Source organism: Bacillus sp. 7884-1, from assembly GCF_002272245.1.
GTDB lineage: Bacteria > Bacillota > Bacilli > Bacillales > Cytobacillaceae > Neobacillus.
Window position 1 is genome coordinate 21,769 of sequence record NZ_NPDD01000213.1, and the last position, 23,301, is coordinate 45,069.

Consider the following 23,301-nt stretch of genomic DNA (forward strand, 5'->3'; position numbering starts at 1 on the left):
CCTGCGGGAGTACGGGGCTGGGGAGACCCCACAGGCGCAAAAGCGCCGAGGAGGCTCCCCGGCACGCCCTAAGGTGCGCGAAGCACCTGGAGCGGAAATCAACAGGCACGTTAACAGAGAGAATCAAATATAGTAAAATTTGGTATTTTTAGATTTAGAAAAATTAAAAAATTGCCGAGAAAAATACCCTTTCTCGACAACAAAAAAAGCTTCTATAGCAGAAGCTTTTTTTGATTGATATATTTTATCCTTTTACAGATCCAACTAATGCACCTTTGACGAAGTATTTTTGAACGAATGGGTATGCAATTAACATTGGAACAGTGGCGATTACGATAACAGCCATTTTAATCGTTTGTGCAGGCGGTACAACATCTACTGAGGACCCTTCAGCCTGCATACCACTAGATACGATGACAATTTGACGTAATAATACTTGTATCGGCCACTTGACAGAATCATTAATGTAAAGAATCGCTGTCATATACGTATTCCAATAGGTGACTGCATAGAACAAAGAAATAGTAGCTATTGATGGTAATGCCAGTGGCAGCATGATTTTAACGAAAACACCAAAATCTGTGCAGCCATCCATTTTTGCCGATTCTTCTAAACTATCTGGTAGGGCTTGAAAAAAGTTTCTCATAATAATTAAGTTGAAAGCGTTTATTGCGACTGGCAATATTAATGACCAATAAGAATCAATTAAACCAACTGATTTAACAACTAAGAATGTAGGAATCATTCCACCACTGAAAAGCATGGAGAACACAACGATAAAATTAATGGAATTTCTCCCAATTAGATATTTTCGAGATAAGCCATATGCCATTAAAGCTGTGAGAACCATACTAACTAAAGTACCTATACCAGTTACTCCAATGGAAACCGCTAATGACTTAAAGAGGGTAGGCGTTGATAAAATATAGCGATAAGCATCCAGAGAAAAAGTACGTGGAAATAAGATAAACTTTCTTGCCACCACTTCCTGAGTGGATGCAAATGAACTTGCGATCACATTGACAAATGGAAGAAAACAAATAAGGGCAATCAGGATTAGAATGGTTCCATTAATAATAGGAAAGACTAGACCTCCTTTGGTTTTTTTATTCTTTTTCGTTTTCTTCATATAAATCCTCCTCGCTTCCAAAATATTAATCTATTTATCTTTTAGTAAGATAAACCAACCTTATCATCACATCCAAATTCCGTATATAATCAATATCCCACTATTGAATTAACAGTAAAGATAACGCTTTCGTGACGAAAAAATTGCATTATAAAGTGATAATCACAACTAGTTAAAAATTATCATTATGGTTGATACCATGTTTAAAAACACTGATACCAAAGGGTTTTGTAAGCGTAATCATAAAATGATTATGTACGTAATTTTTCATTTTCAGTATGCTTAGAGCAAGAAAGGAAAGCAAAATGATAAGAGGAGGAAAGAAATGGAAGGTGCTGTGAATCAAAATAATCAACCCTTGCCCATCTTGACTGCAAGGCAGCAAAAAATCAAAAAAAGACAGAAAATCTTAGCGGGATTAAAAACGAATAAAATCTTATATCTTATGATTTTTCCTGGAGTACTTTATTTCCTTATATTTAAGTACTTACCGATGGCTGGTCTCATTATTGCTTTTCAAGATTATCAGCCATTCTTAGGGATCTTAGGAAGTCCATGGGTCGGTCTCAAACATTTTATTCGGTTATTTACGGAACCTACTTTCTTTATGTTATTAAAGAATACATTAATTTTGTTTGCCTTAAATCTTGTAATCTTTTTTCCATTACCGATCATCGTGGCGCTCATGCTGAATGAAGTGAAGAACAGATATTTTAAAGCAGGAATTCAAACCCTAATTTATATTCCTCACTTTATGTCTTGGGTAATTATTGTTTCCATCTCTTTTATCTTTCTGAATGTGGATGGCGGTATTATTAATGAATTTTTAGCATTAATTGGATTGGAGAAAATCAGCTTTTTAACTGCACCTGATTGGACAAGGACCGTTTACATCGCACAAATCATCTGGAAAGAATTAGGCTGGTCAACGATCATTTATTTGGCTGCGATTACCGCAGTAGATACTCAATTATATGAAGCAGCTGAAATGGATGGTGCTGGTCGTCTTCGAAAAACTTGGCATGTTACATTGCCTGCTATTCGTCCTATTATTATCACACTATTAATCTTGAAAATTGGAAGCACCCTTGATCTAGGTTTTGAACATATGTATCTTTTACTTAACTCATTAAACCGTAGTGTTGCAGAAATTTTCGACACCTATATTTATACAGCAGGTTTAAAGAATGGCCAGTTAAGTTTCAGTACTGCTGTTGGGTTATTTAAAGGTCTTGTTGGATTGGTATTAGTCATTCTTGCGAATAAATTAGCGAAGAAATTTGGAGAAGATGGCGTGTATTAGAGAAAGTTGGAGGGGATATCTTGCTGAAATCAGTGGAAAGGTTAAATCACGTTTTAACGATCATCCTTAACTTGGTATACGTGAATTTTTTATGGATACTCTTTACCATTTTTGGATTAGGTATATTCGGTATTGGCCCCTCCACATATGCCTTGGTTAGTATTTGCAGGCAATGGGTTCGCGGCAACCATAGCCTGTCGGTTTTAAAAACCTTCTGGAAATATTACAAAGAGAATTTCAAAGAATCTGTCATCATCAGTTGGATATATCTTATAGGTGGAATAGTTTTAATCGTTGATTTAATGCATGTAGCCAATTGGTATGTTAGGGTAGCTTTATTTGTAATCAGTTTTATCTATTTATTATCACTAGTTTATATCTATCCGATTATGGCTCATTATAATTGGAAGGGAATTCTCTTTAAAGTGAAGATGTCTCTACTATTTGGTTTTTCCTGTCTACAATATTCACTTGTTTTATTTTTGGTTACCGGTGTAATTTATTGGGCAGCAACTACTTTTTTTCCAGGGGTTTTAACCTTTTTAGGTATTAGTTTCTTATTCTATTTGATTACTTGGACAGGTAATCAAGTGTTTACGAGAATGGAAACGATGGATGCCAAAGAGCTAGAAGAAAATAGTATTTACCACAATGCAAAGGAGAATTGGGATGAAAAAACAAATGGTATCAAAGTTAGCGGGTGTTAGTTTAGCAAGTATGCTTCTATTAGCGGGGTGCAACAGTACAGCTTCTAACAACGACAATTCCGCAAAGGACGACGACAAAAACAGTACAACAGAAATTTCTTGGTTAAACATTCTTCATACAGCTTCACCGCCGACCGATACGGTGTTAGACCAAATAGAGAAAAAAACAAATTCAGAAATTAAATTCTCTTGGATCCCAGATGCTTCAAAAGAGGAACGTCTTAATACAGCATTAGCTTCGGATTCATTAGCAGATATTGTTACTTTAACCATTTTGGAAAATTCTTCTGTTCGTAATGCCTTGAAATCAGGGATGTTCTGGAATGTGGAAGATTATTTAGATGAGTTTCCTAACTTAAAAGCGATTTCAAAAGACATTCGTACTTCAGCCTCTATCGAAGGTAAGCTTTATGGCATACCGTTCCAAAAAGATTTAGCACGAAATGGTGTCGTTCTTCGTAAAGATTGGTTAGATAAATTAGGTTTGGCTGTTCCTAAAACAACAGAAGAATTAATGGAAGTAGCGAAAGCGTTTACAGAAAAAGATCCTGATGGTAATGGTAAAAATGATACGACTGGATTTATGGATCGTAGTGATTTAATCTATGGTGCTTTCAAAACATTAGGTTCATACCATGGTACACCAAATAATTGGCAGGTGGACAGCAAGGGCAACTTTATAGCTGAGTTTGAAACAGATGGCTATATTGAAACGATGGACTACATGAAAGAGTTATATGAAAACGGCTGGATTAACAAGGATTTTGCAGTAACAGCCAAAACAGATCAACAGCAAAACTTTGCTCAAGGTAAGGCAGGTATTTATGTGGGAGCCCTATTTGATGCCAAAAACCTACAAACAATGGCCGCGGGTATCCAAGATAATATGGAAATTGCCTTAGTCAATGATATGACTTCTAATTCTAATTCTGAACGAGCCATTTGGTCTGCAGGTAATGGTATTGGCGGATTATTAGCATTCCCACGTTCAGAGGTTAAGGATGAAGCGGAATTAAAACGCATTTTGAAATTCGTTAATGAGTTATTAGAACCAGAAAACTATACGTTAATGACTTATGGAATTGATGGTACCCACTATAAGGTTAATGATGATGGTGCATATGAAATTATTAACCAGGATTTATGGCAGCAGGAAGTCCAGCCTTTTGCCTCTTCACGTCCAAAAGAGGCTGGTTATGGTTTAAAAGATCCTAACCCAATTAAATCATTAGCAGATGATATGATTGCTGAAAACGCAAAATATGCTGTCTTTAACCCTGCTGTTCCTTTAGAATCACCAACTTTCACCACACAAGGTTCGGAATTACAAAAGATTATTACGGATGCTACTTATCAATACATTTTAGGAGAAATCACTCTTGATGATTATAAGGAAGCAGTTAAAAGTTGGAATGAGCAAGGCGGGAAAACGATAAAAGAGGAATATAAAGCAGCGTATAAAGCAGCAAAATAATCACCATGGAGGTTTTTCTATTGAATGTTTGTTCAATAGAAAGAACCTCCATTCTATATGCAGGCATGTGTAAGTAATATAAACCGAGATAGGAGAATGATAGATATGAACTGGTCCGTTAAAACAGCAAACTCAATTATGGAAAGACTTCCTCATTTATATGAGGACAATGGATATAAAGGAAAGTGGTCCTATGATTATGGAGTGATATTTAAAGGGTTTGAAAGAGTCTGGCAGCAAACGGGTGAACCGAAATATTTTAACTATATAAAAGAAAACATGGATTATTTTATTCAAGAAGATGGGTCAATAAAAGGGTATCAACTGGATGAATATAATATCGATCATATTAATAATGGAAAAATGTTATTTGTCCTTTACAAAGAAACCGGAGAGGAAAAGTATAAAAAGGCGGCTGAATTATTACGCAGTCAGCTCGAAACACACCCTAGAACATCCGAAGGTGCATTTTGGCATAAACAAATTTATCCTTATCAAATTTGGCTGGATGGTTTATACATGGGTTCACCTTTTTATGCGGAGTATCAAACAACCTTTGCTAATGGAGAAGGTTTAGAGGATATCATTCGTCAGTTTAAACTTAGTTATCAGCATTTAATAGATGAAAAGACAGGGCTTTTATATCATGCATGGGATGAGAAAAAAATTCAGCCATGGGCCAATAAAGAAACGGGTTTGTCAGAGAACTTCTGGGGCCGTTCTATGGGCTGGTATTTATTGGCTTTAGTAGATACATTAGAAATCCTTCCTAAAGATACACCCGATCGAGACTTTCTTGTACAGATACTAGAGAAAACATTAAAGGCACTAGTAAACTACCAGGATGAAGCAAGTGGTGTCTGGTATCAAGTTACAGATAAGGGACATGAAAAAGGGAATTACTTAGAAGCTTCATGCAGCAGTATGTTTGTATGTGCAATAGCAAAAGGGATTCGCTTGGGAGTTCTTAATCGACAAGAATGGGAAGAACAGGTAAGAAAGTCGCACCAAGGATTATTGGATGAATTTGTCCTGTTAACGAAAGAAGGCTGGGTGAATTTAAATAAGAATTGTCAGGTTGCTGGATTGGGCGGCGATGATCAACGGGATGGTACCTATGCTTATTACATTAGTGAACCGATTATTTGTAATGACCAAAAAGGGGTAGGCGCGTTTTTACAAGCTTTAGCTGAATTTGAAGAAGTCATGAATGAGGAGTAAGGATATGACAACTTACTATATTACCGATTTTGGTGCATTAGCCGATGGGAGTTTATGCACCAAATATATCCAGAAGGCCATTGATGAAGCCTATATAAATGGTGGCGGCCAAATCGTTATCCCGTCAGGTGTATTTTTATCAGGTGCTTTATTTTTAAAAGATAATATTGAATTGCATTTGTCTGCAGGGGCTACTTTGAAATTTTCGGATCAACAAGAGGACTATCCAGTGGTAGTTTCTCGTTGGGAAGGTGTTGTACGAGAGGTATATGCGTCTTGCTTATTTGCAGAAGACACAAAAAATATTTCTATTACCGGTTTTGGCACGATTGATGGTAATGGGGTGACTTGGTGGCATATTTTTCGATATGAACGAGAAAAACTAGCTTATCCGCGGCCAAAATTGATTAGTTTTGATGGATGTGAGCGGATCACCATACGAGATGTGACCTTAATCAACTCACCAAGCTGGACCGTGAATCCGATCCGTTGTCACGATGTAACCATAGACAATGTTTCTATTATCAATCCAGCCGACTCACCTAATACGGATGGAATTGATCCGGAATCGTGCAAAAACGTAAGAATCAGTAACTGCCACATTGATGTAGGAGATGACTGTATCGCGATTAAAGCTGGAACGGAAGATACTACTGAAAGGGTATCTTGTGAGAACATTACTATTACGAACTGTACAATGGTTCACGGTCATGGGGCAGTGGTATTTGGCAGTGAAATGAGTGGGGATATCCGAAATGTGACGATTAGTAACTGTACCTTCCAGGATACCGATAGGGGAATTCGTTTTAAATCACGACGTGGACGCGGGGGGATTGTAGAGGATATTCGTATCGACAATATTGTCATGGAAAGAGTAATGTGTCCATTTATTCTTAACTTGTATTACTTCTGTGGGCCTCGTGGAAAAGATAAATATGTTTGGGATAAAAATCCTTACCCAATTACGGAAGAAACTCCGATGTTTAGACGAATCTATTTTGCTAATATTACAGCTCGAAATGTTCATGCATCCGCAGGGTTTATTTATGGCTTAGCTGAGCAATATGTGTCTGAAATTACATTTAATAACATTGATATTTCAATGGCAGAAAATGCGATTCCTGGGAAACCAGCCATGATGGCAGGAATAGAGGATATGAACAATCGAGGTTTTTATGTAGGTTTTGCTAAAGACATCCTATTTAACCGAGTAACCATCGAGAATCATGAAGGTCCAGCATTCCATGTCGAATATAGTGAGGATGTAGAGATTACCCACTGCAAGTCTAAAAATACAAAAGCTGAAGAAGTACTTCTTAAGGAAGTAGGGGTAGAGTGATTGAGAAAAGGCGAAAACATCTAATCGATTTGTTAGGAGAACGTTCAAAATCGGAAGAGATATCTGCCGAATTAATAAATGTAGAAACAAGGCAGGGGTTTGTTTTAGAAAGTTTAATGTTGCATTTAAATAACATCGAAACCGTCCCTGCTTATTTTGCTAAACCATTAAATGCCGTTGAACCTTTGCCAACCGTTATCTTTAATCATTCTCATGGCGGCAATTTTGATCAAGGGAAGGAAGAACTCTTAACCAGCAGCTCTTATTTACAAAACCCATCCTTCGTTGAAGCGATAATTGAACTTGGGTTTGCTGTTTGTTCGATTGATATGTGGGGCTTTAATCAACGAAAAGGGAAACAGGAAAGTGAATTGGTAAAGGAAATGCTGTTGGATGGTCAAACGCTCTGGGGGATGCGGATATTCGATAACATTGCCTTGTTAGATTATCTAGAAACCCGATCAGATGTAGATCCTGCCAGATTAGCAACTATCGGAATGTCTATGGGTGGTTTAATGAGTTGGTGGTTAGCTGCACTAGATGAGCGTATAAAAGTCACAGTGGACATCGCAGCCCAAGTAGATATCGAGACACTAAAACAGAAACGTGGTTTAGATCATCATGGTTTTTATTATTATGTTCCTGGGTTTCTAAAACATTTTTCTACATTAGCCGTTCAAGAAATGATTGCGCCAAGACCACGCCTCAGTATGATCGGTAAGGATGATCGAATGTGTCCGATTGAAGGAGCCGGATTTTTAAACGATCAATTAATAAGTACGTATGAAAAACACGGTGTTTCGGAGAATTGGGAAGGGTGCATACTTACAGGCGGACATCAGGAAACAAAGGAAATGAGATCATTATGGAAAACTTTCTTAAAGAACCATCTATGAATTTTGTTAAGAGTCTAGTTGTTGGAAGAAATGAAATATGTGATTTTTCTAGTATACAAGAGGCTTTAGATAGTTGTCGAGATGAAGATGGACCTTTAAAAATAACCGTCTTAAGTGGAGAGTATTATGAAAATATTACAGTATATCAATCTTACATTTCATTGATAGGTATAGGCTCTACTAAGTTGATTGGAAATCGATATGCTTTACAAAAAGATGAACATCTACGAGAAATTGGCACCTTTCAGAGTGCAACCCTTTTTATCAATGGAGAAAATATTCGAATAGAAAATCTTGAGATTATTAATGATGCAGGACCAGGAGAAAAGGTGGGTCAGGCGCTTGCCTTATATAATGAAGGAAACAACGTAACATTTAAAAACTGTTCCTTCAAAGGGTATCAGGACACCATTTGTCTGGGCCCACTGCCAGAAGTGCAAAAAAATGGCCAGCCTTTTTCTACTCCTGAAATAAGAACCATCTATGAAGAAAACAAGAGTCATTTTATTAATTGCTATATAGAAGGAACAGTCGATTTTATTTTTGGTGGTGGGGAAGCAGTGTTCCAAGGCTGTGAAATTAAGTCCTTGAAAAGACCGCTTAACAAAGAAGGTTACATTACTGCTGCCTCCACTTCTAAAAATAAAAAAGGTTTTTATTTCTATCAATGTTTATTAACAGCAGACGCAGATGTTAAAAATGTCTTTTTAGGAAGGCCGTGGCGCCCCTATGCGAAAACTACTTTTGCAAACTGTATGGTAGGTGCTCATATTCATCATGATAGATGGAATGATTGGGGAAACATAGCAAATAGAAAAACAGTAACATATAAAGAAAATAATAATCGATATATCTTCCATAGTGAGATGAAAACAGTAGATTGGATTGATTTCATACAAGTAGATTTATAGGAAAGGAACATGGAGAATGAAGCGAAAATGGGAAGTGATGATTGGAATTGCAGGTGTCATACTTTGTGTCATTTTCTTAGGCGGGTTTTCATTGACGATGACTTCGATGGAGGAAAGTATTTACGAGACAACGGTTTTCCCAATCCTGCAGGAGGGTGTTTCTGAAGAATACGTTTCAGAGAGCTTTGAAGCTGTGAAAGCGTTAGCTATATGGTTTGGTGTTACACTAATAATTGTATTTATTCTAGTTGCTCTGGCTACTCTATCAATTTGGCGAAATAAATATCTTAAAAGGGGAGCTGTGCTCTATATATTTGCCGGCTTAGCAACTTTAATTGGTACCCAATTTATTGCCTTTCCCTTAGCCTTTCTCTTTTTTATTGCCTCAGCCTTATGCCTATTTAGAAAAATAAAGGAAAAAGAAGGAGTAGGAAATGTATCGAACAAAAATAGTCAATCCGATTTTGCCAGGATTTAATCCAGATCCGTATATTTTGAAGGTGGAAGATACCTATTATATTGCCGTTTCTTCCTTTGAATGGCTGCCAGGTGTTCGCATTTATCAATCAAAAGATTTAGTGAATTGGAATCACGAAACCGATATATTAACGAATCAAGTAAATCTACGTGGAAACCCACAAAATGGAAGTATTTGGGCACCACAAATTAGTTACGCAGACGGTTTATTTTATCTTGTCTACACCGATGTAAAAAGTACAAAACGACCATTTAAAGATAGCCATAATTATTTAATTTCAGCACCAAGTATCAATGGTCCATGGTCAACACCGGTGTACTTAAATAGCAGCGGCTTTGATCCGTCTTTATTCCATGATCGGGACGGACGCAAGTGGTTGTTAAATGAAATTTGGGATTATCGTATCGAAACAGGAAATAAATCAGTCGGAGTTGTCCTTCAAGAATATGATTTAGAAAATCAAAGTTTAGTAGGACCTGTCTATAAAATTTTTGATGGTACAGAATTGGCAAAAACAGAAGCCCCACATATTTACCGTCATAATGATTATTACTATTTAATCACTGCGGAAGGTGGAACAGGTTCAGGTCATTCCGTGACGGTTTGCCGTGCAAAAGAACTTACCGGACCATATGAATTGGATCCACACTATCCCATGTTGACAGCAAGTGATAAACCCGAATCACCATTACAATGTTCAGGTCACGGCAGTATCGTTCAAACCCCGATGGGCAACTGGTATATGGTCTATTTATGCACTCGTCCCTTAATGGGAAAAGCAGCGATTTTAGGTCGTGAAACGGCTATTCAAGAAGTTTATTGGACAGAAGATGGCTGGCTGCGATTAGTGGATGGTGGCAATGGACCATTGGTAGAAACAGAAATTGTTGCAGCAGAGCCAGTTGTACAAAGGATAAATACAAACTTCCGAGATGATTTTACAGGTGTTCTTGACAAAGAGTGGAACACTTTACGCATATTAGCGGATGATTCATGGTGCGATTTAACCAGTCGTAAGGGATATTTACGGGTATGCTCAGGCGATTCCATCCAATCCTTATTTGAACATCATATCCTAGCTATTCGCCAAAAAGATTTCCGGTTTGATGCCTCTACAAAAATAGACTATACACCAGAAACCTATAATCAAATGGCAGGACTACTATTGTATCTAAATGATAGCAATTACCTTTATGCCTACCTAACTTATGATGAGGTAAGAGGTCGTGTTATTCGATTAATGCAATGTAGAGATGGGGAATTTACCTTATTTCCAGTCATTATCCCAACAGAAGAGGGCGAAGTAGAGTTAAAGATTGAAGTCGACGGACCAGCTGGAAGATTTTACTATCGGATGGATGATAATACTCTTTGGCAAGAAATTGGAGAAGGTCAAGATTTATTATTCTTGGCTGGAGGATTTACCGGAAACTTTGTAGGTATTGCTGTTCATGATATGGACCTGCAAGCTGGATCGTATGCTGATTTTGATTTCTTTGAATATCGTGGACTAGATTCACTTTAATAAGCAGAAAGAGCCCCCGAAATTATTTTCATAGGAGATGATTAAATCTTGAAAAAACCGTCATTAAAAGGGAAGAAAATCCAAGCTTCTATCATAACTGCGGCATTAGCGATTTCAAGTTTGTTAGTAGTACCAGATAGTAATGTGAATGCGGTAACTGCAGTTGAAAATATTGATAAAGTGCTTGCATTTCCTGGTGCAGAAGGTGGAGGACGCTATACTTCCGGCGGAAGATTTGGCGAGGTCTATATCGTTCATACACTAGAAGACTATGGAACTAGAGAAAGGGCAATCCCAGGATCCCTGCGTGATGCCTTAAGTAAGGACAATCGTTTTATCGTCTTTAACATCTCTGGAGCAATCAATTTAAAAGAACCATTATCTCTAAGAAACCGTAGGAATATAACGATTGCAGGACAAACGGCTCCGGGGGATGGAATTACTCTAACTGGATACGAAACCAATATCAGTGATTCTGAGAATGTTATTATTCGCTACCTTCGCTTCCGTCCAGGAGCTGAAAATGTACATAGCGGTGATTCCATGGACGCTATTTGGGGTAGAAGCATGAAAAATGTCATGATTGATCATATATCAACAAGCTGGTCTACTGATGAAACGATGTCCTTATATCGTGCGGAAAATATGACTGTGCAGTGGTCAATTGTAGCAGAAAGTTTAGCCATGAGCGGTCATACGAAAGGTCGTCATGGGTACGGTGGAATATGGGGTGGAGTCAATACTACCTACCATCACAATCTAGTAGCTAATCATACTTCTCGAAATCCTCGTTTAGGTGGGGGTACTGCCGAGGCAGATGATAACAACCATATAGGCTTATTTGATATCAGAAATAATGTGATTTATAACTGGGGATTTAACACTGCATATGGTGGCGGCAGAGCCTATGCCAATTATATTAATAACTATATGAAGCCAGGATTAGGGACACGTACCAGCGTAGAATCACGGGTGATTGATGCTGGGGAGAAAGACAAACCAGGTAAATTTTACATTAACGGAAATGTACTAGAAGGAAATTCTGAAGTATCCAACGATAATTCAAAAGGTATTTATGTTTCTGAAAGTGCTTCCCCAACAACGGAAATAGTAGACGAAGAGCTTAAGATGGATGGTACATCAGCGGAGGCACTAAGAACTACTGCTGCTGAGGAAGCATATAATGAGGTTCTGGCAAAAGCGGGAGCAACATATCCAAAACGAGATGCCTTGGATGCTAGAATTATAAATGAAGTGAAGAATAATCAAGGTAGATTCGTTAATCGCCACGAAGAAGTAGGGGGACTCCCATACACAGCTGTAATTACTCGACAAGAGGATTTTGATAAAGACGGTGATGGAATAGAGGATGAATGGGAGATGAAAAATGGATTAGATCCGAGTAATGCTGATGATAGCAGTGAAATATCAGCAGATCATAACGGATATACGAATATAGAAAACTACGTCAATTCATTGGTAGATATGGAATATACACCAAATAACCCAGAAATATCATTGAAAACCCCAGCAAATAATCAGATTTTTAGAACAAGTGATCAAATTACGATTGGAGCAGATGTAAAAGGAAAGACAGACATTGAAAAAGTAGAATTTTACAATGGAGATAAGGTTATTGGAACCGTTACAAGTGAACCATTTAGGATGAGCACCAATTTACCAGATGGTACCTATTATATATCTGCAAAAGTAATAGATAAATCTGGTCAACAAACACAGGCAACTGCTTCCGTTATTCATATCAATAGCGAAACTAATTTAAAACAATGGAAATCAACGGATATTGGAACTCCAAATATTCCAGGTCATGCATCTTTAGCTAATGATGTTATGACTGTTAAAGGTTCTGGAAAATTAAAAGAGAATGATGATAACTTCCAATTTACTTACCGTAATTTGGCAGGAGATGGAGAATTGATTGCAAAAGTAGAGACCATGACACCTGTGGATCATCACGCTTTTGCAGGGTTAATGGTCCGAGAGAGTCTTGAAAAAGATGCGAAAACGGTTGCTTTGGGTCTTTCTTATACAAAATCTTATTCTTGGAAGGAAAACGGAACAACTTACTATAGAAATCCTTGGTCTGCCTATGTAGCAGCCCGTTATGAACAAGGTGGAAATATGGACGAATTAGGTGAAAACCTTGATTCTCCTGAAAATGCAATAGCATCGGGAGTCGCGTTAATAAATGATATACCTTTTAAAGATAAAGACAAACCATTGGGTTATTTTCTTAAACTGAAACGAACTGGTAATGTTTTTAGAGCTGAAGGGTCTGTTGATGGAGTCAGCTGGACTTTAATAGGTGAACGCGAGATTGAAATGAATAAAAAGGTTTATATTGGAATGGCTGTTGATGGAAACAAAGTTGAGAATCAATTAAACAATCTAAATACAGCTACCTTTTCTCATATACAATTAAACAAAGCCAAAAAATAATTTAAAGTTCCATCCGTAGCAAAATGAAACATAAATAAAAGGCTTTTTAGCCAAAGATGATTTTTTTCAGCCGCACAGTGAATAGTTCACAAGTGCGGCTTTTGTTATTTAATCAGAAATAATTGTCACAAAATTTCAGAATTAAGTTTGAAGCTTTTGTGACATTGAATTTCATTGGCAAGTTTTATCCTTCGTGAACAAAATGAACAAAATGGTTAATAAGTTTTTAATGCTGTTTAAATGTATAATCTATTAAATATTCAAAAATTTTGTAAAATTAAGAAAACGTTTACAAGGGGGAATTGAAATGTTTTCTATCAAAAGAATTTCAGCAGTAATGTGTGCAGGAGCATTGGCGCTAAGCCTTGGTGCCTGCAGCAGTAATAATGAAACAGCTAGCCCAGGTAAAAAGGAAGAAACTACTGGCTATCCTACGAAAGCGATTACAGTAGTAGCACCTTCAGGAGCAGGGGGCGGCTGGGATTTAACCGCTCGTGCGTTTGCAAAAGTGTTGGGTGAAACGAAGGTGGTCGATCAGCCTTTGACGGTCGAGAACAAGCCTGGTGGCGGCGGTGCAGTCTTTATGGCGGAATACGCAACCCAGCAAGTTGAAAATAATGACATGCTCTTTGTCAATTCACCTCCGATTGTTATTAACAATCTGAAAAAAGAAGGAAACAGTCCATATGGCTACAAAAATACAACACCATTGGCGCAACTGACAAAAGATTTTGGGGCAATTGTCGTAAAAGCGGATTCTAAATTTACAGACTTAAAATCAGTATTGGAAGAGGTAAAGAAAGATCCTAGTAAACTAACATTTGCTGGTGGATCTGCACCGGGTTCCATGGACCATTTAATTTCCATTCTACCTGCTTATAAATATGGGGTGGATCCAACAAAGGTTAAATACGTTTCCTATGACGGTGGCGGTGAAGCGATTACTGCACTGCTTGGCGGTAACGCAGATGTAATTGGTACCGATGCCTCTAGTGTTAAAGAATTTTTAAAGGCGGGTAAGGTGCGCGTGTTGGCGATTACCTCAGATGAACGTTTATCGGGTGATTTTAAGGATGTTCCAACTGCAAAAGAGGAAGGTGTCGATGCAGAGTTTACGATTTGGCGCGGGGTTTTTGGTCCGGAAAAAATGTCTAAAGAAGCCAAAACATATTGGGAACAAGCAATTGATAAGCTAGTTAACTCACCTGAATGGAAAAAAGAAGTAGAGACGCAAGGCTGGGAATTAGAGTATAAAAACAGTTCTGATTTCAAAAAGTTTTTAGAGGAGCAAGAAACCCAAGTCCAGCAATTATTAACAGCATTAGGAATGCAGAAGTAAAACATCCGGGAAGGAGTTAACTCTCTCCTTCCTCTATTTTTTTAAGAAGGGGGATTATGAATGGCATTAAAATTCGATTACATTGCATCAGTATTGTTCCTTGCCGTAGGTGTTCTTTTTATTATCGGGAGCAGGCAGCTTGAAAGTTCGTCCTATGGCAGTGCAGTTGGCCCTGATATATTTCCACTTATTCTTGGTGGTGCACTTATTTTATTAAGTATCCGTTTATTTTATGAAACCTTCATTACGAAGAATCAACAGGGAACAAAAGAGATATTACAGTACAAGCCTTTCTTAATCATTTTTGCGGCTACATTGGTTTATATTTTAACATTGGAAACGATCGGGTATGTAATTACTACCTTTCTTTTTTTATTCGTTTGTTTTCAAACAATGGAACGTTCAAAAGTAATTCTATCACTTATAATCTCTGCTTGTTTTTCAGGACTAGTTTATTTTTTATATGTAGAGATTTTAAAAGGTACACTGCCAGACTGGCCAATTTGGTTTTAAGCGAGAAAGAAAGGAGGACAAAAAATGAGCACACTTGATTATTTATTTCAGGGATTCGGAACGGCACTTATTTGGTATAATATCCTTTTTGCCTTTGTCGGGGTATTAATAGGGACCGCTGTTGGTGTGCTTCCTGGAATTGGACCGATGAGTGGCGTTGCTCTTCTCATTCCAGTAACAGCTTCTATTACCGGGGGACTACCGCCAGAACATGCAGCAACGAGCGCAATCATTCTGCTCGCTGGAGTCTATTATGGAGCTATGTATGGCGGATCGACCACTTCCATTCTATTAAATACACCAGGAGAATCTTCCTCTGTCGTTACGACATTGGACGGTTACCAAATGGCCAAGAAAGGAAGAGCTGGAAGTGCCTTATCCATTTCTGCAATCGGTTCTTTTGTGGCGGGGATTATTACTCTTGTAGCACTAATTGCATTAGCCAAACCATTATCAGCTGTAGCGCTCAAATTTGGACCAGCAGAATATTTTTCCTTAATGCTATTAGGGCTGGGGGCTGTTAGTGGATTAGCTGGAAAATCGGTAACAAAAGCATTAATGATGACCATTTTCGGTTTATTACTTGGTACGATTGGAATCGACAACGTATCTGGTATTGCCAGATTTACCTTTAATGTTCCATGGCTGTATCAGGGAATTGAGTTTTTAACGATTGCGGTAGGGTTGTTTGCAGTTGGAGAGGTTTTTAAGACCATCTTGGAAAAAGATGAAGAAGATACCGAAATTGCAAAGATTAATAATTTACTTCCATCTAAAGAAGAGCTTAAAGAATCTGCGGGACCCATTGCCCGCGGCTCGTTGTTAGGATTCTTTGTCGGAATTTTACCAGGAGCAGGGGCGACACTTGCTTCCTTCTTTTCCTATATTCTTGAGAAAAAGATATCAAAAACGCCTTCAAAGTTTGGAACAGGAACGATTGCAGGGGTTGCTGCACCAGAATCGGCGAATAACGCAGCATCTGGTGGGGCGATGATTCCATTATTAACATTAGGTATTCCAGGTTCAGGTACTACAGCTATATTAATGGGAGCATTGATGATGTATAACGTCCAGCCGGGGCCGTTATTGTTTGAAGACCATCCACAAGTAGCGTGGGGACTAATTGCCAGCATGTTTATCGGGAACATCATGCTATTATTATTAAATCTCCCACTTGTCAAAGTGTTTGCGAAAATTATTCAAACACCAAAACAATTCTTGATTCCTATAATTATTGCAATCTCCATTTTTGGTGTCTATGCGGTCCAAGTATCAACGAACGATCTTTTACTTTTATTGGGTTGTGGAATTCTTGGATATTTCTTAAGTAAAAATGATTATCCAATCGCCCCGCTTGTTCTTGGATTGGTATTAGGGCCCATGGTAGAGAATAATTTAAGAAGAGCATTAACAATCTCTAATGGGGATTTTAGTGTTTTCTTTACACGACCGATTTCACTCGCTTTTCTAATCATTACCTTCCTGTGGGTGTTAATACCGTTCATCATGAAACGAAGAGGGAAAGATGTAATTATTAATATTGAAGGATAATTTTTTTAATAATGTGAAAACTCCTTTATTTAAGGAGTTTTTTTACTATAATAAGTATTGAGGTGATTGCGTGCGTTTACATTCGAAATTAATGCTAGTCATTCTTCTGCTTATTATCTCAATCGGAGTTATTTTTGAGGTTACTTTTAAGAATATAATGGAAACCAATCTTAAACATGAAATAGGTTCTAAAGCCTTATCTGTAGCCCAATCGATTGCAAATATGCCAGATATCCAGAAGGCATTTCATGCAGAAGAACCTGCGTCTGTTATCCAGCCAATCGCGGATAGCATTCGGAAACAGGTTGGGGCAGAATTTATTGTTATCGGAAATACGAATGAAATCCGATATTCGCATCCTAATCCGAAACGATTAGGACAAAAAATGGTGGGAGGAGATAATGATCTTGTTTTTAAAGGAGAATCTGTCATCTCAGAATCTACCGGAACTCTAGGTCCTTCATTACGGGGGAAAGCACCTATCTTTAGCCAGGGAAAAGTTATTGGAGTTGTTTCAGTCGGTTATCTCCAAACGGACATTGAAAAGGAACTTTCAAAAATACAGAAAAAAATCTTTTTTGCTACACTGCTTATTCTAATAGGAGGATTACTAGCGGCATTACTAATATCTTTAAATATCAAAAAAGCGATGTTTGGACTAGAACCAAAAGAAATTGCTTGGATGTACCAAGAGAAACATGCCATTTTAGAGTCTATTCATGAAGGGATCGTTGCGATAGATACTGATGGGAGAATCACTGTAGTGAATGAAACGGCTCATAAAATTTTAAGAGTTCCAAATGAGACACTGCTCCGTGGAAAAAGAATTGAAGAGGTCATAGAAAATACGAATCTACTTGAAGTAGTTCGAAATGGACAAGCAGAATATGATAAGGAAATTATCATCTTTGGGGACGTTTATTTGGCAAATCGGATTCCGATTTTTAATAAGAAAGGTGATGTGATTGGGGCCGTCGCGAGTTTACGTAACAAGTCAGAGCTGGCCCAGTTACTGCAGGAATTATCTCATGTAAAGGCATATGCCGAAGGATTACGTGCTCAAACCCACGAATATTCTAATCGTCTATATACCCTGCTAGGCTTGATTCAACTAGGTTCGTATAAAGAAGCCATTGATTTTATCTCCAAGGAAGTGGATATCGCTCAAGGATTCATTCAATTTTTAATGAAGGAAATTCCCGATCCCATTATTGCTGGATTTATATTAGGAAAAGTAAGTCTAGCAAGCGAATTAAAAGTAAATTTTTCAATAGATAGAGAGAGCGGCTTTAAAGATATCCCAGATGAAATCAGCAGAGATTCATTAGTAACCATTATTGGCAACCTTGTTAATAATGCCTTTGAAGCTGTAAGAGAAAATGGAGAAGGAGAAAAAAGAGTAACACTGTTTTTGACCGACCTAGGTAAAGAATTAATTATTGAAGTAGAAGATAACGGAATAGGGATAGAAGGTAATAATAACGACCAGATATTTATACAAGGCTTTACCACAAAGGACAAGAACAGTAATGCCGGAATTGGACTGAGTCTAGTTCAGAATGCAATTAATAGTTTAGGTGGATATGTCACGTTTTCATCAAATGTGGGGGAAGGTACAATTTTTACTGTGGCGATACCAAAGAGCAGGGGGAATATGAATGAAGGGGAACCGAGATATTGAAGTATTAATTGTCGAGGACGACTTTAGGATTGCAGAAATACAAAAGCGGTTTCTTGAACAGATTGAAGGCTTTCAAGCAGTAGGGATTGCTGCTAGCTATATAGAAGCAAAAACCTTAATTGATATATTACAGCCGGATTTACTTTTGTTAGATGTTTATTTTCCAGATATGAACGGTCTAGATTTACTGAAAGAAACAAAACAACAATCAAAACAAATGGATGTTATTATGATCACAGCTACAAAAGAAATACATAAAGTGCAAGAGGCTATTAGTATAGGTGTATTCGATTATATTATTAAACCGGTTGTTTTTGACCGCTTTAAACAATCGTTACTGAGGTATAAGGATTATCATGGAAAGCTATTACAAATAGGTACAGAAAATACCCATGTTACTCAGCAGCAGGTAGACAAGCTTTTACGAAAAGAAATTGATGGTGCAAGTAACGAAAAGTCTTACCTCCCAAAAGGAATCGACCCACTAACACTTGAAAAAGTGATGGAGGTTCTTGCGAAGGTTGAATATGGACTAACAGCAGAGAGTGTCGCGAAAGATTTAGGTGTTAGTAGAACAACGGCAAGACGGTACCTTGAATATTTAGTATCTAATGAAAGTATAGAAGCCGATTTATCTTACGGAACAGTAGGACGTCCGGAACGCGTTTATATCGTGTCAAGCAAAGCAACTAAGAATTAAGAGATTTTTTTAATAGGAGGTTTTCTGCCTGAAGTCATTAAAAGTTTCCCTACAAACAAAAATATTCGGGCTGGCTCTCTCACTAGGATTATTGTTAATCCTGCTAATGACAGGGTTTTATAGCTATATGGAAAGTAAACAAATTGAGGAAAACAAGGGAAGGCTGGCATTAGAATTGTCGAAAACTGTATCCTTTATCCCGACTATCATTGATGCCTTTCAAACGAAGGACCCTTCTAAAGCGATACAGCCTATCGCAGAAAAAATTCGAAAAGAAACAGGTGCCGAATTTGTGGTAATAGGAAATAAAGATGGAACTAGATATGCGCATCCTATGATCTCTAAAATTGGGCAGAGGATGAAAGGTGGAGATAATGAAAGGGCGCTAACCCAAGGGGAATACTATATCTCCAAGGCAGAGGGTTCACTCGGACCTTCTATTAGAGGGAAATCTCCTATTTTTAATCATCAGGGTGAGATTATCGGAATCGTTTCTGTAGGATTTCTCCTTGAAGATGTACAGCAGCAAATTATTAATAACATCAGGAGAGTGCTCATTGTTTCTTTCTTTGCACTTTTGATTTCCCTTCTGGGAAGCATGTTACTAGGGCGTAATATCCGCAAGGATACGATGGGGCTCGAGCCTTACGAAATTGCATCCCTTTATAAAGAGAAAAACGCTATCCTGCATGCGGTAAAAGAAGGGATCTTAGCGATCGATAATAAAGGCTACATTACCATGATGAATCAAAAGGCAAAGAGGCTGCTACATCTTCAGGGAACGGTCAAAAATAGGAAAGTGGATGGGCTTTTTCCTTCAAATTATTTGTATGAGGTATTACGATCAGGAAACTCTCAAACAGATAAAGAGATGGTCTGGAAAGATAAAACGGTTATTGTTAATTGTACTCCAATCGTCGATGAGACAGGTATTAAGGGGGTTGTTGCTTCTTTTCGTGATAAAACAGAAATTAAGCAAATGTTAAATACCATATCTGAAGTAAAAAGTTATTCGGAAGATCTCCGTGCTCAAACGCATGAATTTACCAATAAATTATACGTTTTATTGGGACTGCTTCAACTTGGTGAATATAACCAGGCAATCGAAATGATACAAAGTGAGACACAAACACAGCAATTTCAGAATTCAGTCGTTTTTAACCAGATCAAAGATTCAAAAGTGCAGGCCATCCTTTTAGGGAAATTAGGAAAAGCTTCAGAAAAGAAAATTAAGTTTGAGATTAATTCAGACAGCTATATGGAAATATTACCTTCCCATATTAAACTCTCTAACTTAATCGTGATACTTGGAAACTTAATCGATAATGCTTTTGAAGCTGTCTATGAATGCGAGACGCCAACGGTTAAGTTTTTCGCTACAGATATCGGAAGAGATATCATTTTTGAGATTTCGGACAATGGGAAGGGAATAAGTGATGTAGAATTTCCACTCCTTTTTGAAAGAGGTTATACTTCTAAAAATGGTACTGAGCCAAGGGGATTTGGCTTATCAAATGCTGAAGAGGCAGTCTTGGAGTTAAATGGGATTATCGAGGTACAAAGCAACCAGGAAAGTGGATCTGTTTTTACTGTTTATCTTCCAAAGAACGTGCGAGGGGATGAGAATTTTGGATAAGATAAAAGTGGCTATAGCGGAAGACGATTTTCGAATAGCGGAGATACATGAGAAATTTTTAGATAGGTTTAAGGAAATAGAGGTGGTTGGAAAATCTTTGAATGGTGAGCAGACTCTTCAGTTATTAGAGCAAAAAACCCCTGATCTACTGCTGCTAGATGTGTATATGCCGGATATGCTTGGTTCTGAGTTACTCCCCATGATCCGGGAGAATTCCCTCAAAGTTAGTATTATTATGATAACTGCAGCAACAGATAAAGTTTTCCTTGAAAAAGCTTTAAGCTATGGAGTTGAGAATTACTTAATCAAACCAGTAAGCAGGGAAAGATTCGATGAAGTCATTCATGAATATATAAAAAAACACTCTCTTCTTTCAGCCACTCAGGAAGTAAATCAGAATTATGTTGACTTGTTATTCCGAAAAGGGAAAAATGAAGTGCCGACAAAGAGCACAGGATTGCCAAAGGGAATTGACGAAATTACCTTAGGAAAAGTTAAGGCTGTTTTCCACGATAGAAGAGAGGGACTTTCCGCAGAAGATGTTGGTAAGGAAATTGGTGCTTCACGGATAACTGCGCGAAGGTACTTGGAATATCTCTCCTCTAAACAGGAAGTAAGAGCAGAAGTTGTTTATGGAATTGTGGGCAGACCGGAAAGGAAGTATTATCCAGTATCGTGAGGAGGGAAATGACCCCTCCTTCTTTTATGTCCTCCTATTTGATACCCCCAATAAGTTATTCGAACTTGGAAAAATTACCCTCTTATGAACAAAATGTACAAAATCAATTTTATTTACGTTAATAACTTTATTTTGGTAACGTTTTCACATCTGAATATTTTGATTATATTTAATATACAAACAAAAGAGGTGAAGACGATGCTTGCAATATTAGGGTTCTTGATGATTATTACTTTTATGATTTTAATTATGACCAAACGCCTTCCCGCTATGATTGCTCTTATAGTGATTCCTGTCATTTTTGCATTGATTGGCGGTTTTGGTAAGGAAATGGGGCCAATGGCGCTTGAAGGCATAAAAAGTGTTGCCCCAACGGGAATTATGATCCTGTTCGCTATACTCTTTTTCGGCATCATGATTGATGCAGGAGTATTTGATCCTATTATTTCTACCATCTTAAAAGTAGTAAAGGGAGATCCAGTAAAAATAGCTATTGGAACTGCAGTCCTTGCACTTTTAATATCCCTTGACGGGGATGGAACAACTACATACATCATTACCATCTCTGCCATGCTGCCTTTGTATAAGCGTATTGGTATGAAACCATTAATCCTTGCTGGAATTGCGGTATCTGCTTCAGGTGTCATGAACCTTCTCCCATGGGGTGGACCTACTGCTAGAGCCATGACGGCATTAAATCTTGAGATGTCAGATGTTTTTACTCCGGTTATACCTAGCATGGTAGGGGGGATAATGTTCGTATTGTTCATGGCCTACTGCCTTGGGAGAAAAGAACGGAAACGAGTCGGAATACTTCAAGTCGACTACAGCACAATGTCGATGATAGCAGCAACATCAGAGGATGCGTATCTAAAACGCCCAAAACTAATACTTGTAAACTATCTTCTTACGATTATTCTATTAGTTGCTTTAATCAAAGAACTACTTCCAACAACCGTTTTGTTTATGCTAGGATTTGCGTTGACGATTACAATAAATTATCCAAAAATAAGTGACCAAAAAGAACGAATTGCAAATTATGCAGATAATGCGTTATCAGTAGTTTCAATGGTATTTGCTGCAGGTATTTTTACTGGTATTCTTTCAGGAACGAAAATGGTCGATGCCATGGCAACAACCATGATCTCCTATATTCCTGATTTACTTGGTTCTCATTTTGCACTTATCACTGCAATTATCAGTGCACCCCTAACGTTTTTCATGTCAAATGATGCCTTTTACTATGGAGTTTTGCCTTTGCTTGCCAAAGCAGCAAGTGTATATGGAATTGACCCTGAGTTTATTGGACGGGCATCACTATTGGGGCAGCCAGTCCATCTATTAAGCCCTCTTGTACCTTCGACGTACCTATTAGTCGGTATGGTTGGAGAAGATTTTGGTGACTTACAGCGCACATTCCTTAAATGGGCCTGTGGTTCAACTCTGGTTATGATTGCCGTTGCAATTATATTGTCAATTATTCCTTTTTAACTAATCGAAGAACAAAGGAAAATCGATAGGGGATGAATGTTAATGTGGATAATTACTGTCTATTTAAAAGGAAACAATATTTCAATGTTTGAATTTAATTCTGAAAAAGAAGCCAAAGAAGCTTTTAAAAATGTTTCGGGTTGTAAGATTCTTTCAGAGGTAATTTATTTTAACGATCAGGTAGTGTAAATAGTAGGAAAATGCGATTTATTTTTTATTAAGGCTGTGTTAAAGGTAAATGTTGATTTTAGAACCTGTTGATTTGTGC

At 37.7% G+C, this 23,301-nt stretch carries 20 protein-coding genes; 19 read left to right on the forward strand and 1 reads right to left on the reverse strand.

The window, feature by feature from the left end; all coding sequences use genetic code 11:
* Positions 1–244: 244 nt before the first annotated feature.
* On the reverse strand, positions 245–1,129 hold the full coding sequence (locus CHI06_RS23360) for a carbohydrate ABC transporter permease (RefSeq protein ID WP_095250969.1): 885 nt from the start codon (positions 1,127–1,129) through the stop codon (positions 245–247).
* 445 nt (positions 1,130–1,574) lie between these two features.
* Between CHI06_RS23360 and CHI06_RS23365 the strand changes: the two genes are divergently transcribed.
* The 19 genes from CHI06_RS23365 (at position 1,575) to CHI06_RS30000 (ending at position 23,222) form a co-directional block, all read left to right on the forward strand.
* On the forward strand, positions 1,575–2,432 hold the full coding sequence (locus CHI06_RS23365; RefSeq protein ID WP_373558164.1) for an ABC transporter permease: 858 nt from the start codon (positions 1,575–1,577) through the stop codon (positions 2,430–2,432).
* A 20-nt stretch (positions 2,433–2,452) separates the two neighbouring features.
* Positions 2,453–3,139 carry a YesL family protein gene (locus CHI06_RS23370; RefSeq protein ID WP_095250971.1) on the forward strand — a complete coding sequence of 229 codons (687 nt, stop codon included), beginning with the start codon at positions 2,453–2,455 and terminating at the stop codon, positions 3,137–3,139.
* Positions 3,084–4,613: an extracellular solute-binding protein gene (locus CHI06_RS23375; RefSeq protein ID WP_095250972.1), complete on the forward strand. Its 1,530-nt coding sequence runs from the start codon at positions 3,084–3,086 to the stop codon at positions 4,611–4,613. Before CHI06_RS23370 ends, CHI06_RS23375 begins: the two co-directional genes overlap by 56 nt.
* A gap of 105 nt (positions 4,614–4,718) precedes the next feature.
* A complete protein-coding gene (locus CHI06_RS23380) occupies positions 4,719–5,834 on the forward strand; it encodes a glycoside hydrolase family 88/105 protein (protein ID WP_095250973.1) in 1,116 nt (371 codons plus the stop codon).
* 4 nt (positions 5,835–5,838) lie between these two features.
* Complete coding sequence (locus CHI06_RS23385) at positions 5,839–7,173, forward strand: glycoside hydrolase family 28 protein (RefSeq protein WP_095250974.1); 1,335 nt, start codon at positions 5,839–5,841, stop codon at positions 7,171–7,173.
* Positions 7,173–8,069, forward strand: a complete 897-nt coding sequence (locus CHI06_RS23390; protein WP_095250986.1) for a dienelactone hydrolase family protein — start codon at positions 7,173–7,175, stop codon at positions 8,067–8,069. The genes CHI06_RS23385 and CHI06_RS23390 overlap by 1 nt, the downstream gene beginning before the upstream one ends.
* Positions 8,039–8,980 (forward strand): pectinesterase family protein, encoded by a 942-nt coding sequence (locus tag CHI06_RS23395; protein WP_218833116.1) that lies wholly within the window; start codon positions 8,039–8,041, stop codon positions 8,978–8,980. The genes CHI06_RS23390 and CHI06_RS23395 overlap by 31 nt, the downstream gene beginning before the upstream one ends.
* A gap of 16 nt (positions 8,981–8,996) precedes the next feature.
* Positions 8,997–9,458 (forward strand): DUF4064 domain-containing protein, encoded by a 462-nt coding sequence (locus CHI06_RS23400; RefSeq protein ID WP_095250975.1) that lies wholly within the window; start codon positions 8,997–8,999, stop codon positions 9,456–9,458.
* Positions 9,415–10,983 (forward strand): glycoside hydrolase family 43 protein, encoded by a 1,569-nt coding sequence (locus CHI06_RS23405; protein WP_095250976.1) that lies wholly within the window; start codon positions 9,415–9,417, stop codon positions 10,981–10,983. The genes CHI06_RS23400 and CHI06_RS23405 overlap by 44 nt, the downstream gene beginning before the upstream one ends.
* Before the next feature lie 48 nt (positions 10,984–11,031).
* Entirely contained in the window at positions 11,032–13,443 is a 2,412-nt protein-coding gene (locus CHI06_RS23410; protein WP_095250977.1) for an Ig-like domain-containing protein, read from the forward strand.
* Positions 13,444–13,750: 307 nt separating this feature from the next.
* Positions 13,751–14,782, forward strand: coding sequence for a Bug family tripartite tricarboxylate transporter substrate binding protein (locus tag CHI06_RS23415; RefSeq protein WP_095250978.1), 1,032 nt, complete (start codon positions 13,751–13,753; stop codon positions 14,780–14,782).
* A gap of 60 nt (positions 14,783–14,842) precedes the next feature.
* Positions 14,843–15,295 (forward strand): tripartite tricarboxylate transporter TctB family protein, encoded by a 453-nt coding sequence (locus CHI06_RS23420; RefSeq protein WP_095250979.1) that lies wholly within the window; start codon positions 14,843–14,845, stop codon positions 15,293–15,295.
* Between the two features lie 24 nt (positions 15,296–15,319).
* Positions 15,320–16,846 carry a tripartite tricarboxylate transporter permease gene (locus CHI06_RS23425; RefSeq protein WP_095250980.1) on the forward strand — a complete coding sequence of 509 codons (1,527 nt, stop codon included), beginning with the start codon at positions 15,320–15,322 and terminating at the stop codon, positions 16,844–16,846.
* A gap of 70 nt (positions 16,847–16,916) precedes the next feature.
* Positions 16,917–18,527 carry an ATP-binding protein gene (locus CHI06_RS23430; protein ID WP_095250981.1) on the forward strand — a complete coding sequence of 537 codons (1,611 nt, stop codon included), beginning with the start codon at positions 16,917–16,919 and terminating at the stop codon, positions 18,525–18,527.
* Complete coding sequence (locus CHI06_RS23435; RefSeq protein ID WP_095250982.1) at positions 18,505–19,227, forward strand: response regulator; 723 nt, start codon at positions 18,505–18,507, stop codon at positions 19,225–19,227. The genes CHI06_RS23430 and CHI06_RS23435 overlap by 23 nt, the downstream gene beginning before the upstream one ends.
* A 127-nt stretch (positions 19,228–19,354) precedes the next feature.
* Positions 19,355–20,863 carry an ATP-binding protein gene (locus CHI06_RS23440; RefSeq protein ID WP_257009427.1) on the forward strand — a complete coding sequence of 503 codons (1,509 nt, stop codon included), beginning with the start codon at positions 19,355–19,357 and terminating at the stop codon, positions 20,861–20,863.
* Complete coding sequence (locus CHI06_RS23445) at positions 20,856–21,542, forward strand: response regulator (RefSeq protein WP_095250984.1); 687 nt, start codon at positions 20,856–20,858, stop codon at positions 21,540–21,542. The genes CHI06_RS23440 and CHI06_RS23445 overlap by 8 nt, the downstream gene beginning before the upstream one ends.
* 93 nt (positions 21,543–21,635) lie before the next feature.
* The gene (locus CHI06_RS23450) at positions 21,636–23,033 is read left to right on the forward strand and encodes a CitMHS family transporter (RefSeq protein WP_179292750.1); all 1,398 of its coding nucleotides are present in this window, start codon (positions 21,636–21,638) and stop codon (positions 23,031–23,033) included.
* A 42-nt stretch (positions 23,034–23,075) separates the two neighbouring features.
* Positions 23,076–23,222 carry a hypothetical protein gene (locus CHI06_RS30000; protein WP_165979065.1) on the forward strand — a complete coding sequence of 49 codons (147 nt, stop codon included), beginning with the start codon at positions 23,076–23,078 and terminating at the stop codon, positions 23,220–23,222.
* Positions 23,223–23,301 lie beyond the last annotated feature (79 nt).